13 protein-coding genes and 1 tRNA gene are annotated in these 17,236 nt (G+C 48.1%); 6 read left to right on the top strand and 8 right to left on the bottom strand.

Features of this window, described 5'->3' with window-relative positions:
- Positions 1–18: 18 nt before the first annotated feature.
- The 7 genes from rpsR to Cabys_RS20005 all read right to left on the bottom strand — a co-directional run bounded on the left by rpsR (position 19) and on the right by Cabys_RS20005 (position 4,403).
- On the bottom strand, positions 19–246 hold the full coding sequence (gene rpsR, locus Cabys_RS05695; protein ID WP_006929230.1) for a 30S ribosomal protein S18: 228 nt from the start codon (positions 244–246) through the stop codon (positions 19–21).
- Between the two features lie 12 nt (positions 247–258).
- Complete coding sequence (gene rpsF / locus Cabys_RS05690) at positions 259–771, bottom strand: 30S ribosomal protein S6 (RefSeq protein WP_006929229.1); 513 nt, start codon at positions 769–771, stop codon at positions 259–261.
- A 75-nt stretch (positions 772–846) separates the two neighbouring features.
- Positions 847–2,856 carry a sodium-translocating pyrophosphatase gene (locus tag Cabys_RS05685; protein ID WP_006929228.1) on the bottom strand — a complete coding sequence of 670 codons (2,010 nt, stop codon included), beginning with the start codon at positions 2,854–2,856 and terminating at the stop codon, positions 847–849.
- Positions 2,857–2,865: 9 nt separating this feature from the next.
- The gene (gene pth / locus Cabys_RS05680) at positions 2,866–3,444 is read right to left on the bottom strand and encodes an aminoacyl-tRNA hydrolase (RefSeq protein WP_006929227.1); all 579 of its coding nucleotides are present in this window, start codon (positions 3,442–3,444) and stop codon (positions 2,866–2,868) included.
- A 15-nt stretch (positions 3,445–3,459) separates the two neighbouring features.
- Positions 3,460–4,101 carry a 50S ribosomal protein L25 gene (locus Cabys_RS05675; protein ID WP_006929226.1) on the bottom strand — a complete coding sequence of 214 codons (642 nt, stop codon included), beginning with the start codon at positions 4,099–4,101 and terminating at the stop codon, positions 3,460–3,462.
- 77 nt (positions 4,102–4,178) lie between these two features.
- Positions 4,179–4,250: transfer RNA gene (locus Cabys_RS05670), tRNA-Gln, on the bottom strand.
- On the bottom strand, positions 4,230–4,403 hold the full coding sequence (locus Cabys_RS20005; protein WP_169313651.1) for a hypothetical protein: 174 nt from the start codon (positions 4,401–4,403) through the stop codon (positions 4,230–4,232). The genes Cabys_RS05670 and Cabys_RS20005 overlap by 21 nt, the downstream gene beginning before the upstream one ends.
- Before the next feature lie 334 nt (positions 4,404–4,737).
- Here Cabys_RS20005 and Cabys_RS05665 point away from each other — a divergent pair, with 334 nt between their 5' ends.
- The 6 genes from Cabys_RS05665 to Cabys_RS05640 all read left to right on the top strand — a co-directional run bounded on the left by Cabys_RS05665 (position 4,738) and on the right by Cabys_RS05640 (position 15,644).
- Positions 4,738–6,852 (top strand): hypothetical protein, encoded by a 2,115-nt coding sequence (locus Cabys_RS05665; protein WP_044281222.1) that lies wholly within the window; start codon positions 4,738–4,740, stop codon positions 6,850–6,852.
- A 191-nt stretch (positions 6,853–7,043) separates the two neighbouring features.
- Positions 7,044–9,053 (top strand): FlgD immunoglobulin-like domain containing protein, encoded by a 2,010-nt coding sequence (locus tag Cabys_RS05660; RefSeq protein WP_006929220.1) that lies wholly within the window; start codon positions 7,044–7,046, stop codon positions 9,051–9,053.
- Between the two features lie 133 nt (positions 9,054–9,186).
- Positions 9,187–10,626 carry a hypothetical protein gene (locus Cabys_RS05655; protein WP_150125321.1) on the top strand — a complete coding sequence of 480 codons (1,440 nt, stop codon included), beginning with the start codon at positions 9,187–9,189 and terminating at the stop codon, positions 10,624–10,626.
- Between the two features lie 20 nt (positions 10,627–10,646).
- On the top strand, positions 10,647–13,487 hold the full coding sequence (locus Cabys_RS05650) for a TonB-dependent receptor (RefSeq protein WP_169313650.1): 2,841 nt from the start codon (positions 10,647–10,649) through the stop codon (positions 13,485–13,487).
- 31 nt (positions 13,488–13,518) lie between these two features.
- Entirely contained in the window at positions 13,519–14,517 is a 999-nt protein-coding gene (locus Cabys_RS05645; protein ID WP_150109363.1) for a PorV/PorQ family protein, read from the top strand.
- Between the two features lie 14 nt (positions 14,518–14,531).
- A complete protein-coding gene (locus Cabys_RS05640) occupies positions 14,532–15,644 on the top strand; it encodes an NHL repeat-containing protein (RefSeq protein ID WP_006929215.1) in 1,113 nt (370 codons plus the stop codon).
- A 164-nt stretch (positions 15,645–15,808) separates the two neighbouring features.
- Here Cabys_RS05640 and pfp read toward each other — a convergent pair whose 3' ends face one another.
- A complete protein-coding gene (gene pfp / locus Cabys_RS05635) occupies positions 15,809–17,146 on the bottom strand; it encodes a diphosphate--fructose-6-phosphate 1-phosphotransferase (protein WP_006929214.1) in 1,338 nt (445 codons plus the stop codon).
- Between the last annotated feature and the right edge of the window lie 90 nt (positions 17,147–17,236).

Here is a 17,236-nt window from a genome sequence, read left to right as displayed (position 1 = left end):
ATCCACCTTTGTTAAATATTACCTTGTAAAATCAGCAACAAATGGAATTAAGGCCAGATGACGCGCCCGTTTGATTGCTTTTGCTAATTGTCTTTGATGTTTGGCACAGGTGCCAGAGGTATGCCGGGGAATGATTTTCCCCTGTTCGGTCAAAAATTTCAACAGTCTTTTTTCATCTTTAAAATCGATGTAAACGATACCTTGCTGACAAAATTGGCAAACACGTTTTCTTCTGAATTTTAACATGACTTCATCCCCTTACTTGTTTTCTTCGTTGTTTGTTTCATCAGCTTTCGGCTCTTCTGCTTCGGGTGCAGGTTCGGGAGCGGGAGCGGGCGTTTCGGTCGCCGCGGCTTTTTCTTCCGTCGGTTTTTCTTCGACCGGAGCTTCAGCTTTTGCCGCCGCTTCGGCTGCAGCAGTCGCCGCCTCTTCCGTTCTCTTAGCCTCAGCCTCAGTGTCTTCAATCTGCATGGCTTTCAACTTCCGCTTATCATAGCGATAGGTCAGGTAGCGCAATACCTTGTCGTTAAAGTTGTACTCGCTTTCCAGCTCTTTGGGGATGTTGCCTGTTGCTTCGAATTCAATGGAGCCGTAAAAGCCGTACTGCTTTTTTTCGATTTCATAAGCCAGACGACGTTTGCCCCATTTTTCCACCTTGCGCACCTTACCGCCGTTGGAGGTGATGATCGAACTGAAGCGTTCGATAGCAGCATCAATCTCTTTGGGCGGCATCAGGCTGTCCAGGATGAAAATCGTTTCGTAAATAGCCATAAATACCTCCTTTGGTCTTAGCGATCCCTCCGCATTCAGGAGGGATAGGATTTGAGTTAACTGTTTTTTAATTTATTACAAAAGTGGCGCAATTACCAGAGCAACCACCGACATTAATTTAATCAAAATGTTCAACGAGGGCCCGGCTGTATCCTTAAACGGATCGCCTACCGTATCGCCCACCACAGCCGCCTTATGGGCATCGGAACCTTTTCCGCCCAGGGCGCCGGCTTCGATATATTTTTTGGCATTATCCCAGGCGCCGCCGGCATTGGCCATAAAAATGGCCATTAAAACGCCGCTAACCGTAACGCCGGCTAAAAGTCCGCCGAGCATTTCCGCGCCGCCCACAAAACCAAAAATAACAGGCGTGCCGATGGCCAGAACTCCAGGCACCACCATTCTTTTAATGGCGGCGGCCGTTGAAATATCCACACACTTACGGTAATCCGCTTCGGCCTTGCCTTCCATCAAACCGGGAATTTCTTTGAACTGCCGGCGCACTTCTTCAATCATGTCAAAAGCCGCATCGCCAACGGCGCGCATGGCAAAAGAAGAAAACAGGAAGGGCATCATGGCGCCAATAAACAGTCCGGCCATCACATACGGATTGGCAACATCAATGGTGGTAATACCGGCCGTTGCCATAAACGCGCTAAATAAAGCCAGGGCCGTTAAGGCCGCGCTACCGATGGCAAACCCTTTACCAATGGCCGCCGTGGTGTTGCCAACTGCATCTAATTTATCCGTACGCTGCCTTACCTCTTTTCCCAGATCGCACATTTCGGCGATACCGCCGGCGTTATCGGCAATGGGACCGTAAGCGTCAACAGCTAATTGAATTCCAATGGTAGAGAGCATACCCAACGCTGCAATGGCAATTCCGTACAACTGCGCCTGATTGTAAGCCACTACAATGGCAATCGCCAGCACAATCACCGGCAGAGCCGTACTCATCATTCCTGTAGCCAGGCCAGAAATGATATTGGTCGCCGTTCCGGTTTGAGAAGCCTCCGCGATTTTTTGCGCCGGCCTGCGCGATTCTGAAGTGTAATATTCGGTCAGCATGCCGATTAAAATACCGCCCGCCAGTCCGGCCAGCAGTGCAAAATAGATGCGCAGTCCGTCCTGCGGCATAAAGGCATGAATGACAAAATACGACAGAACGGCCATAATAATTCCGGCCCCAAAGGTACCGATGTTCAAAGCCGTTTGCGGATTGCCTCCTTCTTTGGTACGGACAAAAAACGTGCCCAGGATGGAAACCAGGATTCCAAATCCGGCCAGCACCAGAGGCATCAACACATAATCCAGGCCGATGGTAGCGCCCAGCACCATAGAACCGACAATGGCGCCCACATAAGATTCAAACAGATCGGCCCCCATGCCGGCCACGTCTCCCACATTGTCGCCCACGTTATCGGCGATTACGGCCGGGTTACGCGGATCATCTTCGGGAATGCCGGCTTCGACCTTTCCCACCAGATCAGCCCCCACATCGGCGGCCTTGGTGTAAATTCCGCCGCCAACACGGGCAAACAGAGCGATGGAACTGGCTCCCAGCGAAAACCCGCTAATTATCGGCATGACGGTTGTGGTTAATGCTTCCATGTCAAAGCCGTACATGCGCGTATAAACGGTAAACAGAACGCTTAACCCCAACAGCCCCAGACCGGCAACGCTCATGCCCATTACAGAGCCGCCTGCAAAGGCGATGGACAGCGCTTTATTCAAACTGCTGCGCGCCGCATGGGCCGTACGAACATTGGCGGCAGTGGCCACGCGCATGCCAAAAAAACCGGCCAAAGCCGAACAACCGGCGCCTATTACAAAAGAAAGCGAGACCAGTTCGGTGTTTTTGTGTAAATTACCCAGGTAAAGTAAAACGGCCACCACTATGACAAAGAACACCAAAACTCGATATTCTCGTCCTAAAAAGGCCATGGCTCCCTGGCGAATATAGCCCGCAATGCGTTTCATTTGTTCCGTGCCAGCGTCTTTCTTGTTCACAGTAATGGAACGGAACAGGGCGAATATTAACGCTAAAACCGCGCTCAGCAAAGCAAACGTAAGATTCAACTCCATACATCCCCCTCAATTTATCTTTGCTTCAAAAAAATTCCTGTTAAATCGATTCATCGCCTGTTCAATGCCCTCTTTAACCCAAACTAAAACCCCCTGCCGCGCCACCGGCAAAAGCTCCTCAAGCTTTTTTAGCTCGTGCTGATTAAACGGCGAAAGCACATGCTCCGCTGCATTTTCAAAATGATCGCCAATACCAAAGCGCAAGCGCGGAAACTCTTCGCTCTCAAGATAATAGATAACGGACTTTAAGCCGTTGTGCCCGCCATCGCTGCCCTTTTTACGGAAGCGCAGGGTGCCGAATGGCAACTGAAAATCATCGACAACCACCAGCACATCCTGCAAAGGAACCGGGTACTGTTCCAGCACCTGACGAACAGCCACACCGCTTAAGTTCATGTAAGTTGTGGGCTTAACCAGCAAAATATCTTCACCATCGATTTCAAGTCTTGTAAAATAATAATCCCCTTTCCCGGGTTGAAAGGGGATTTTATAATATTCTTGAAAATAATCCAAAAGAAGAAACCCAATATTATGGCGTGTAAACTGATATTGTTTTCCAGGGTTTCCGAGCCCAAAAACAATGTGCACGTTTCCGCGTTACCTTTATTCTTCTTCGCTCTCTTTGGCTTCTTTGCCCTTGGCCATCACTTCAGGTTCGGTTATTTCCTCTTCCTCTTCCGCTTCAGCAGCTTCCACCTCAGCCACATGCGGCGCTTCTACACGGCAAATAACATCTTCCGGATCGCCAAGAACCTCGTATTTTTCAGACTGTAAATCTTTAAGACGAATGGCGTCGCCAATCTTTAACGAATCCACATTGATCACGATCTCATCGGGAATGTTTTCCGGCAGCACGGCAATGTCCAGAATACGTTTAATTTCATTAAAGATGCCGCCGTCACGCACACCTTCGGGTTTTCCTTCAAATTTAATGGGAACTTCCATTTCAATTTTATCATGACCCTGAATGCCCAGAAAATCGACATGCAGCACCTTGCTGGTTAGCGGATGATATTGAACCTCACGTACAATACATCTATGTGGTTTGCCTTTTATTACCAGATTAATAACCGAATGGTGGCCCCGCAAACCAATACCCAAATCGTGCTCGTCCACCAATACATGGACAGGCTCTTTATCCTCACCATATAATATGGCAGGAATTTTCCCCTGACGACGATACCTACGAGCTGCCGACTTACCTTTATCTTCACGTATTTCAGCGCTTAATTTCAATGCAGCCATGAATTTTCTCTCCTTAAAAAATTTTGAGAAATTTTATCATTATAAAAAAAAGCAAGCCGTAGCTTGCAAATTTATTGCTGGGGTGGGAGGATTCGAACCCCCGCATGGCGGGACCAAAACCCGCTGCCTTACCGCTTGGCTACACCCCAATAAAAATTGCAGACAACAAATTTAATATTTATTTGACCTTTAGTCAAGTCGCTTTGAAAATTTTTAGTCACTTTTCCGATCATATTGCCAGATTTACTCTTTTCTTTAGCCCCTCGTCCGCTAATTTTATGAATTTTATTCGTTTTTACCAAACCCAACTTCCTACAGAATCGCTTTTTATTCTATTTGCCGCGGCTGAAAAAGCCGCACAAAAAACAATTACGGCTCTCGGCCCACATTTAATTACGGCGTTCGCAATCTGAGGATTGCAATCCTCAATTGAAACAGGGTGAAAAAATTTCCGCAATTTAAATATCCCATGCACGGCTCATGAATAGGCGGACTGCACTCCATTAGCATTAGAGCCGTATTCTTTAGTTTACATTTTTCCTTAAAAACCTCGCAACTTATTTGCATCTTTATCATTTTGTTAATAATTTTAATTAGCGGTTGTAGCCTAAAAAAGTAAAAAGTAAGATGGGGATTATGAGAAAGATTTTAATTCTAACCTTGTGCTTGTTTTTTTCGCGCCTTGAGGCGCAGACTTTATCCAAACCAACCATCGACGATAACTCCAAGTTTACCAATGTTGGCAATATCGGCCTGACCGTTTCCAACTACGGCACCATTGGCGATGGTTTTATTAAGCAGGTGCCAGTCGATCAACCTTCCTGTGAATACCCAAAAGGTTCCGGAGTGGAGCACCTGTTTGGCGGCGGTTTATGGGTAGGGGCGCAGACCTCTTCCGGTATTAAAGTAACAACCGGCGCGTTTAACTCGGCCCGTTTCCAGGCCGGCGGATCAACCAATTTCGAATTTACCAACACGGCCGATCCGCTCGATGTCATTCTCGAACGGTCTTCTCTGCTGGATAATCAATTCTACTCGCCCGAAGCCGTCAGTCATCAGGATTTTGTGGCCGATTTTACAGACACCAACACCTACGTTCCCGGAACCACCAATCAGATATTTGGGCATAATCCGATGGGCATTGCCGTGCACATGGAAACTTATGCCTGGAACTATCCGTTTGCCGACGATTTCGTCATTTTAAATTACACCATCACCAATGTGTGGGACGACACTTTAAAAGACGTTTATGTGGGTTTATGGGCTGACCTGGTTGTGCGCAATGTGAACATTACGCCGCCGCGCATCGGCGCGCCTTTTTATCAGCATGCCGGCGTGGGCTACAAAGACAATGATGAGATGAAGATGGTGTACTGCTACGATTATGACGGAGATCCCGGTTACACCGACAGCTACGTGTCCATTACCTTTTTAGGCGCCGATCCGCAGCCCGGCGACCAAAAATATCGGGGTAAGGTGACGCACAACTGGTGGCTGTTTTCCGGCGGCATTGAAGAATATGAACAACCGCCGCGGGAAGAAGTACTGCGTTACGAACGCATGCGTACCAATTTTCCCGACGACATTTACTGGACTAATCTCTATCAGCGTCCCGGTAATTGGATGAGCTTGATTTCCACCGGCCCCTTTGAGCGCATTGATCCGGGCCAATCTATTAATGTGGTGTTTGCCATTGTTTGCGCCAAAAAAGCGGGCTTTAATCCGGCCACCGTGGACGATGACGACGCCAAGGCCAATCTTTACGAAAACATTGCCTGGGCGCAAAAGGCGTATTACGGCGAAGACTCTAACCGCAACGGTAAATTGGATTTTGTGGGAACCGATTCCACCGAAGATGTGAATAACAATGGCAAATTAGATCGCTATATTTTACCCACGCCGCCCACGCCGCCCATCGTCAAAATAATTCCAGGCAATGGCAAGGTAACCATCATGTGGGATAAATCCGCTGAAAACTCCGTCGATCTAATCTCCAAAAATAAAGACTTTGAAGGATATCGTATTTACCGTTCCTTTTTGAACGACGATCGTTCTTCGGAAGGTATTTTTTCCAGCATGCAGCTAATCCGGGAATTTGATGTGATAGACGGCCTTTTTTACGACACCGGCTTTGACGAAATCCGTCTGGATCAGCCGAAAACAGGCACCTATATTGATCCGGTAACCAAAGAGGTAAAAGAGACCGAATTTTACTATCAGATAGAAATTGACGGCCTGCATAATGGCTGGCAGTATGCTTTTTCTGTAACCGCCTTCGACAGCGGCGACGCATCCATCTCCTTACCAAGCCTGGAAAGCAGCCGCCTGCAGAATGTGGTGGTGGTTACGCCCGGCACCCCGGCCATGCCAGAAGATAAAGAACTGGAAATTGGCGTGTATCCTAATCCTTACCGTGTTAACGCTCTGTGGGACGGCACGCAGGAACGCCAGAGGAAACTCTACTTTTACAATTTGCCGGCTAATTGTGAAGTGCGCATTTACACCCTGGCCGGAGATCTGGTGGGAAGCTTTATCCACAATGCAGAAACCTACCGTGGTCAGGATGTACAATGGTATGAACGCTTTGCCAATTTCGGTTCCAATGTGCAAACGGTTTTCCCCGGCGGCGAGCATGCCTGGGATCTGGTAACCGAGGCCGATCAGGCGCTGGCCACAGGGCTGTATCTCTTTTCCGTTAAAGACCTGGATAACGGCAAAATATACACCGGTAAATTTGTGGTCATTAAATAACACACGGTGAAAAAGTATCGGAAACGATTGTTGGCTAAACTTAAATGGGTATGATTTAAAACAGCAGGCTTGAATTCCATACGCGCGCCTGCGCTGGAGAGTAATCTGTACAGCTATATTAAAGATAGAAAAACACGTATCGGTTTGTTTCATTATCAGATTTGTACCATTTAAATCAGGAGGTGTTGCTCATGCATCAACGCTACTTTCTAATTATTACGTTGTTAACTTTTGTGTTTGCCTTTAACCTTTTCGGGCAAACAGCGGCTTACGACACGGTTACGGTTTACGACATCCAGCATGTTGTCGATCCGGCCAGTTCCGAACAATCTCCCCTGTTTGGAGACACGGTAGTTGTAAAAGCCATGGTTATGCACTACCCGCGCGATCTTTATGTGGGCGCACGCTGGGCCACGTATGTGATTGATCCGGATAGTTTCCCGAAACCGTGGAGCGGTTTTTTCATTATCCAGCACGATACGACGGAAGTCAATACCTTATTCAGCTTTGTTGAACCGGGCATGATTTGCTATTTTACCGGCGTAATCGATGAATACAGCGGTTTAACGCAGATGGCCCTGTTAACCAATCCGGTTGTGCCCATCGAAATTGTTTCCACAGGCAATCCGCTGCCGGATCCGCTGCAACTTACCACCGCCGATCTCTCCAACAACAGCGTTGCCGAGCAATGGGAATCGATGTGGGTGACCTTAAGCGACGTTTCGATTGTCAACAATAACCTCAGCTCCAACACCGCGTCTATTACCGACGCCACGGGTGGGCTCACATATCTGGATGACTATTTCATGTGGTTCCGCAGTCGCTTTGACGACAATGTTTATCAGTGGCCGCCCACCGGCACCCAATTACATGTTAAAGGATTTGTACGTCATGTTAACGTTGATCAGTACACCGTTAACCCCAGAACGGATGCCGATCTGGAAATCCTTTCCAACCCGCCGGTCATTCATGAAGTTTCGCGAGTTCCTGGCGTTCCGACACCGAGAACGGACGTAACCATTTATGCAAATATTACAGACAACACAGCCGTTACCAAAGCCACGCTCCATTACAGCGTTGACTGGAATCCATTTATGGAAGTGGACATGACCGTTAGCGGCGTAGATACTTTTATGGCAAAAATTCCCAATCAGGTTGATGGCAGTTACGTGCGCTACTTTATTTCTGCGGAAGACGATGCCGGCGACTTTACCACCGCGCCCGGCGATACGTCTTACGAAATTTACTCCTATGTAGTACGCACCGGCAACCTGGACATCAAAGACGTTCAGTACACATGGGGCTACCCCAACGATGCTTCTCCTTATGTCGGCTACGAAGTAACCCTGCGCGGTATTGTTGTTTCCGATTCTTCGCATTTTCCGGGCTTTTTTGTCATCCAGCAAATTGAAGAGCCCTGGTACGGCATACAGGTGCGCGACACCTATCATTCGGGCCTGCATATCGGCGATGAAATTGAAGTAACCGGCGTCATTGAAGAGCGCTTTGGCGTTACACGCATCGTGGTTACCGACAGCGCCACGGGTCTTACGCTTTTGAGCACCGGCAATACTGTAACGCCGATGGATGTGACCACCGGTCAGATCAAAACCGGCGGCCCTGATGCCGAAGCGTATGAATCGTGCCTGGTGCGCGTTTCCAATTTGACGGTTGCCAATCCCTTCCCCGATTCGCCCAGCAACTTTGGCGAATTTACCGTAGATGACGGAACGGGCGAATTGCGCGTTGACGATCTGGCGCTTGATTTTAGCGGAAACCGTGATTCCACTTTTGCTCTGAATGATCACATCGATGAAATCGTCGCCGTTCACTACTACAGCTATGGAAATTACAAAATCATCCCCAGAACGGTAAACGATATTCAGGGACATACCACCGATATCGTGGAAGCGCCGGTTGTCTCCACCTTTCAGTTAAAGCAAAATTATCCCAACCCGTTCAACCCGACCACGACCATCGAATTTTACCTTGCTAAACAGGGTAACTATCGTCTGGATATTTACGATGTGTTGGGTCGCAAGGTGAAATCGTTGCTGAATGGTTTACAACCTGCGGGCGCCCATCGCTTAAGCTGGGATGGAACAGACGATGCCGGCAATCTGGTGAGCGCAGGCATTTACTTCTACACGCTGAAAGGCGAAAACTTTAAACAAACACGTAAAATGTTGCTTATAAAATAAAGCATTTAAATGAGAGGGCGGGTTTTGCCTGCCCTCTTTAATAGTTGAATAGTTGAATGGTTGAATAGTTGAATGGTTGAATAGTTGAATGGTTGAATGGTTGATGAGTGGTTGAAGTGTGGTTTAACATTAGATGAAGAGTACTATGCAAAATTTATTAAAAACGACATTTAAAATTGGCTTAAGCCTGGCGTTGTTAAGCGTTGTCTATTCCTGTAAAGAAAAAATTACCGGAGAATATCATCCCAATTCGCCTCCGGAAACCTTTCTCTTTGTGCAATCGACCGGAAAAGACACCTTAAATCACACGGCCAGCATTCAAAAGTTGTTCTGGGACGGACGCGATGAAGACGGCTTTATCACTGGTTTTTACTACACGTGGGAGGCTTTTCCCGATTCCGGCGACTGGCAGTGGACACAGGAACGTTCTTTGACCTTTCCGCTGAAAATTACCGGCGCCGAAACCAGTTATGTGTTTCAAATACGGGCAGTGGATAACGACGGAGCCTGGGATCCTACCCCGGCTAAGCAGTTATTTCCGATTAAAAACACCAGCCCGACGATTAACTGGCTGCCTTCCAGCCGCATTCCGGACACAACCTTTACTGTGGCCAGCTTCATCTGGCAGGCCAATGATCTGGATGGGGATTCCACCATCGTGTATTTTGAATACGCCCTGGACGATACGACTCAATGGCGTAAAATTGCCGGTTTTCGTCGCAACCTGACGTTAACGGCCGACAGCGGTCTGACGCAGGGCGAGCACGTCTTCTATATCCGGGCGGTTGATGTGGCCAATAGCCGCAGCCCGATCATCCGCATGCCGCAAAGAGGCACCTGGTATGTAAAAGAACCAAAAGGCGAATATTTATTGATCGACGATTTCGCCAATGAAGCCCAGTCCAACTATCCGGATCGCTACTACAAATCCATGCTCTCGCAAATTTTACCGGAAATCGATCCGCAGGCCGGCTTCGATTACTGGAACATCGAGGAACAGTTTCCTGCTTCGCGTTTGCAATTTATCGAAACGCTTAAACTGTTTAAACGCATCATCTGGTACTGCGATTTAATTCAGGAAACGGATGAACACTTTATCACCGCCCAGGTGGCCATTCCGGAATTTCTGGCAACAGGCGGAAAGATCATCTATTCCGTACAATTTAATCAGGGCTTTGGCGCGCTGGGCAATCCGCTGGAATTTACGCCGGTCGATTCGCTGGGGAAAATGTTTAATTTTATTACTACAAACAGCGTTTACTATGCCGATTCAACGGGGCAGCAATCCATTGACGAGCTGTTTGGCGTACAACTGCCCGAACTCAAAGTAAGCAAGATTATTGTTGGCTTAATGGGATTAAAGCCCAAGCCGACGGCCATTCCTCTTTATCGCTACGACGATCCCAGATCGACCGAGGACCCGATTTTTATTCTGTTAGGGCGTAACGACAACAAGCACGGAACAGACGCTTACGATTTCATTTTTTCGGCGACGCCATTGCACTATTTGCAGGCCAACAACAATTTAAACGAGTTTTTTAAAATTGTTTTCAATGACATTTTTAAACCATGATTTACAACGGATTAAAGCAAATGAATGGTTTCAATAAAATTTTTCTGATCTTGCTGATTATGAGCGGTTCTCTGCTCTGGGCGCAAAAGCCCGGCACTATTCGCGGGCTGGTTACCGACAAAGAAACCGGCGAACCGCTGGTTGGCGTGAACATTATCGTCAAAGGAACCTATTACGGAGCCTCCACCGATCTCGAAGGGTTCTTCATCATCCCTAAAATCGAACCGGGCGTTTACACCATTGAAGTCTCTTATGTCAGTTATAAAGTCATCCAGCAAACCGGCGTAAAGGTTGAGCCGGGCCAGACGCTGACTTTAAACTTTCAGATGGAGCCTTCTATTCTGGCGCTGGGACAGGAGATCACTGTCATTGGTGAAAAGCCTTTAATGGATCTGGAGCAGACCACCACGGCCCGCACTCTTACCGAAGATGAAATTAAAAACCGCATCGTGGAAAACGTCACCGACCTGGTCAGTCAGCAGGTCGGCGTCACTAAACAGGACGACGCCCTGTACATCCGCGGCAGCCGTTCGTATGAATCCCAGTATCTGGTAGAAGGTCTCTCCGTACAGGATCCGCTTGCCGGCACCGGTTTTGGTTTACGGCTCAGCTCTTACGCCATTCAGGAGATCGAGGTGCTTACCGGCGGCTATAAAGCCGAGTACGGACAGGCGACCTCGGGCATCATCAGCGTTAAAACCAAATCGGGCGGCGACAAATTGGAGGGTTATTTTTCTTACAAAACCGATCACCTGTTCGGCCAATTCCGCGACAAAGATTTCAGTTTTAACACCGATCACTGGGATTTTAGTTTAAGCGGCCCGGAACCGATTACCAATATTATGAACAAGGCGGGATTAAAACTGCCCGGGCGGTTCTACTTCTTCTTAAATCTGCAAAACAAAATCTTTGACGACTACACCCGAGCCACCGCAAAGCAACTCCACTCTTCCATTGCGCCAACTCTGGGCGGGCTGGTTGACCAGGACTTTTTTGCGCCCCGTCAGAACAATCTGTGGAGCGCGCTCATTAAACTAACCTGGAAAATCGATCCCACGCACAAGTTGACTTACACCTACAACCGTTCGCTGGTGATCAATCAGAACACACAAACTTTGCAAACCAATTTGAACTATGTGGAACCCAGACCGGGTTTTCCGTACAAATACATGAAGCTATTGGATAATTTTAACACCTTTACGCACGACAATGAGCAAATTTCTTTAATCTGGAACCATACGCTCAATTCCACCACCTTTTACGAACTAAAATTCAGTCGTTATTTTGCGCAGCTGCGTTCCGAATGGGGCGATGATTTGTGGAATGGTTACACCCAGCCGCTGGATGTGCCGCGGTTGCCGGTGGAGTATTACACACCTTATGGCGATTCCACTAAAGTGCGCGTCATTCCCGGAGATGGTTTTTACGATTACGGTAACGCCCTTTCCTGGCACGACCACTTCATGTACTCCTACACGATTAAAGGCGATCTGACGCACCATTCCGGCGATGTGCACACCTTTAAGACCGGTATAGAAATCTCTTTTAAAGAGATGCAATTGATCGATATTCAGGAGCCGTTCGCCGGGCCTTATGGTTCCAGCCAGGATCTATTCCATGTTTATCCCGCAGACGGCGCCTTTTACTTTCAGGACGATATCCGCTTTGGCGGTTTTATTTTGAACGCCGGTCTGCGGCTGGATTACTGGGCGCCCGGCGCCTTTGCCGACCGGGCCATCGAAGACACCACCAATTTCATCAGCCCGGATCAGCGCGAAAAATACAAAAAAGATTCATTCAACTTTTTCGGGCGACGCGTAAAGGCGCGACTCATGCCGCGCATCGGCGTTTCCTTTCCGGTCAGCAACAACCAGATGCTCTACTTCAACTACGGCCATTTTTCCAAACGCCCCCGTCCGCAGTTTGTCTATTCCGGTCTATCAACGGTGAGCGCACGTTCGGCCTATCAGACCTATGGAAATCCGGCGCTAAATCCCGAAACCAGTGTAAAGTATGAACTGGGCTTGCGCAATCAATTCACCGAAAACGATGTGTTAAGTATCTCCGCCTATTACAAGGATATTTTTGATTATGTTAAAACCACGCGTTTCCGTTTACCCGGACGCGGCGGACAAACCGCCTACACCTATGTCAATTTAGACTACGCCCGGGCGCGCGGCATCGAGATAGAATACAAAACGCGCATCGGGAAATATCTGTTCGGCAATGTTGCGGCAAGCTACTCCATCACAACAACGAAATCGTCTAACGCTTCTTCCATTCTGCAAATCGATCGCAGCGCCACCGGCCAGGACGTACCGATTCGCGAATCTTACGCCGCCTGGGATCGTCCCTGGCAAATTTCCGGTAATTTGTCCTTTCGCGTCACCAAAGATCAAAAGCCGGAAATCTTCGGCATCAAACTGTTTAATCAATGGAACCTGAATCTGCACTTTTTTGCTCAGGCCGGGCGCCGATACACGCCGGTGGTCTTTTCCGGTCAGTACCGTTCCGATGGCCGCCCCATCTACCTCACGGAATACGACGTAGAAGAAAAAACGCTGTACAGCAAGATCGGCAGCAACTGGAAGTGGGTGGACCTGAGCTTTAAAAAATATTTCGATCTTTGGGACGTGCACTACATCTTCTATTTTGAGATCCGCAATTTATTTAACAATAAAAACGCACAAATCATAAATCCCGTAACGGGAAGAGCTTACGAATACGGAGATCCGGTACCCATAAGCTGGAACGACCCGGTTTATCCGGATCGTCACTGGCCGCACGATCCCTATCCTTTCGATCCGGCCCGTTATCGTGCCCCGCGGCACATTTTGCTTGGATTTTCACTGGAATTTTAACGGAGCGATGTAAACGATGATCAGCATAAAGATGAAACAATTAACATACTTTTTGATTTTCCTCTTCATTTCCGGCGTAACGACTCGCGTTCAGGCCCAGCTATTCCCGGATCTGGGCGGTCAACGCAGAGGAACCTCGAGCGCTCAGTTTCTTAAAATCGGTCAGGGCTCCCGCGCCCTGGGCATGGGCGAAGCCTATGTGGCCATCGCCAACGACGCCGAAGCGCTTTACTGGAATCCGGCCGGACTGAACAACTTTGATCAGCATTCTGTCTTCTTTTCGCACACCCAATGGCTGGTTGAAGTTCAACTGGAATACGCCGGGCTGGTTTACCATATCAATTCCACCAATTCCCTCGGCCTGGCCATCACCTATCTACACACCGATGAGATGAAAGAGACCACCGAATTTCAACCGCTGGGAACCGGGCGCTACTTCTCTTACAGCGACTTTTTAATCAGTTTGACCTATGCCCGGCGCATGACGGACAAATTCAGCTTCGGCCTTTCCACTAAATGGATGCAGGAAAATATTGTCGAGTTGACTATGAACGCCCTGCTCTTTGACCTGGGCATTTATTACGATACCGGCTGGAAAACCACGCGCTTTGGCGTGGTCATCTCCAATTTTGGCAACGACATGTCCCCGGAAGGTACATTGGTTTACAAAGACCTGGAAAATCAAGACGTTGAGGTTTCCTCTTTCCAGTCCTTTCCGCCGCCCATTATCTTTCGCATTGGCCTGGCAGCCGATTTTATTTCGCAAAAAGATCATCTGCTCACCGGTACGGTGCAGCTAAACCATCCCAATGACAATAAAGAAAATTTGAATTTTGGTCTGGAATACGGCTGGCAGAACACGCTGTTTTTACGCATGGGGTACAAAACCGCTCAGATAGAAGAAGACATCTCTTTTGGGCTGGGGCTGCAGCGTAAAATAGCCGGACTGAATTTGAAACTGGATTATGCCTACACCAATTTTGGTCGATTAGGCTATGTAAATCGTTTTACCGCTAAAATTGAATTTTGAATTAAGGGTGTACAATGAAGATTCAAATCATTCTCTTGATAATTGTTACCAGCGTTTTAGTTTTGCAATGTAAACACGATACTCTGCCGCTCCCTAATATTCCCGAAGACGAGCCGCGCATTGTAGGCGATGAGTACATTCAGCTCAATCATAAATTTGACCGGGCCAGCGGCTACGATTTTGATGCGCCGGGAGATATTTACCTTGGTGCCGATAATTTCCTGTATATTGCAGATACCGGTAACGACCGCATTGTAATGTTAGACCTGGGCGGCGGCATTATGGGGTACTCACAATTTATCCCCCATCCCGAGGCCATTACGCAAAACGATAGCCTGGCACTGCTTATCGTCAACAAAACCAACAAGGTTTACAAAATCGACCTTTTCAAACATGATCATCATATCGACCAGGCGCCGGTGGAAGTGGTTTTTGAACAATCCTCCGAACCAACGCGCCAGTTTACCGGCATTAGCGTTCACAACGGATTTGAATACTACGTCACCGTTGTCGATTCCACGGTTTCGCCCGTTTTAAGTCAGATTTACGATTTTTACGGAAATAATGTCTGGAAGGGCCCGCTTCCGCTTTATGCCAACGGCAGCGGTTTGTTTTCGGCGTTAATTCCCACCGGCATTACTTCCTTACGCGAACAATACCTGGATATCTCGTCACGCGAGAATACGCTGGGATTTATCTTTTGCCAGAGCGGCTCCTATCCGCCGGCCAATCTGTTTAATTATTACAAGGTTCAGTTCATCACAACCGTTCTTTTTGAAGGTCAGGAAGTGCTGGCGCCCAAAACAGACCTTTCCGGCACACCGGAAGAAGAATATCTGTACTACTACGATAAATTTTACCTGCCGGAAGACGTTGCTCTGGATTATGGCGGTAATATTTTTGTGGTTGACGCCGGTTCGCCCGACGGCGTACGTCTGCCTGGCTTTTACCGCTTTGGCCCCACCGGCCAGCAGCAGCAGGCGGTTGTCGGCTTTGGCAGCGGCGATTACCAGTTTAAAAATCCAAAAGGCATTGCCGTTACGCGCAATACCGATAACCAGACGGTTTACATTTCAGACACCGGAAATAATCGTATTTTACAGTTTAAACTATCTCGCGATTTGTAAGCGGCAGCAAGGGCGCGCGGATGAAAAATCCCCGCGCCTTTTTTGTTTTTACTCGGGCAGATATGAATTTAAAGTAACGCCCACACTCAACACACCGTAAAAGCCAAAAAAAATCCCCCGAAATGCGCTGATTCCGGGGGATCAAAACTTCCACCTTCAGACGGTTAATGGCCTTTGGTTGCTTTTTTTGCCGGAGCGGCTTCTACCTTTTCGTGCGCAATGCCGTCGTCGCCAATGTGTTCCACCTCGCTATCATCCACCAGATATTCAAACTGCTTTCTGAACTCGTCCAGCCCCACACCGGCCGTGGCCGCGTATTTGGCCAGTTCATGCGGATCGTCAAAATCTTCGGCCTTTAAGCGAATCATATAACGGTAGGCCACATGATAATATTCGGATTTTACATCCACCATCCGAATTTTCATCCGCTTGGTTTTAGGATCGATCTTCTTCTTTAACATCATGGGCACAAAACGGCCGTCCTGAATGGAAATTAGCGCTCCGGAGCCGCCGTCAAACAAGAATTTGGCCGCCATAAATCCCAGGTCCCGGCAGTATTCCATATCAAATGGAATGGGATCGGCGCAGCGCAACTCATAGCCGATATTTTTAGCCACAATGGTGGTTTTGAGCCCAAACTCTGCCAGGCGATCCTGTACGCGGCGCTTTAAAATTTCACCGAAACTAATTTCTGCCAGCCGAATGTTGTCATGCGCATCTTTTTCCACGTTCATCAACAGCTCAAAGTCGTTGGGATCAAGTTTTTCCAGCAGCCCTTCCGCTAAAATGGCCACGCCATCCTGCCGGCCGTAACTCATGCGTTTAATGATGGCCCCCACCAGAATATCCACAATCCTTTTCAGCTTTATTTTTTTATTTCCGAACTCCTCGGGAATGAGCGTAAGCGTGGCGCCGCAGGCCTTTCCGATGCCCAGAGCCAGGTGCCCCGCTTTTCGGCCCATGGTTACCACAAAATACCAGCGAGAGGTTGTTTTGGCGTCCGTCATAATGTTTTTAACAATTTCCACACCCAGATGGCGCGCCGTCTGGAAACCAAAAGTGCTGATCGTGCCGGGTAAATCGAGATCGTTATCGATGGTTTTAGGCACATGCGCCACGCGCACGCGTCCATTGGCCACCTGCTCAACTCTAAAAGCAGAATAGGCCGTGTCGTCGCCGCCAATGGTGATCAACTTGTCAACATTCAAGCGGAGTAAAGAAGAAACCGTATTTTCCAGAAATTTTTCGTCTTTTGTGGGATTATCCCGCGAAATACCAATGTGCGAACCGCCTCTAAAATGAATGCGGCTCACCGATTCAATGGTCAGTGGAATCACATGAGAAATATCGCCGCGCATGATCCATTTAAATCCATCCTGGATGCCAATCACTTCTGAACCGGAAAGAATGGCTCGTATTGTCGCCGCCCCAATTACGCTATTGATTCCGGGGGCAGGACCGCCGCCCACTAAAATCGCTGTCCTTTTGGGAAATAATGACATGATAAACTCCGTTTCCTTAATTCAACCCAATTTCTAACTTACTTTAAAAAATATTTTTTTTCTTAAATCGTATTAAAATAGACTATCTTT

It is taken from the genome of Caldithrix abyssi DSM 13497 (assembly GCF_001886815.1).
Classification (GTDB): domain Bacteria; phylum Calditrichota; class Calditrichia; order Calditrichales; family Calditrichaceae; genus Caldithrix; species Caldithrix abyssi.
The sequence above is the reverse complement of the archived record's forward strand: the minus strand, read 5'-3'. Positions and strand labels throughout refer to the sequence as shown.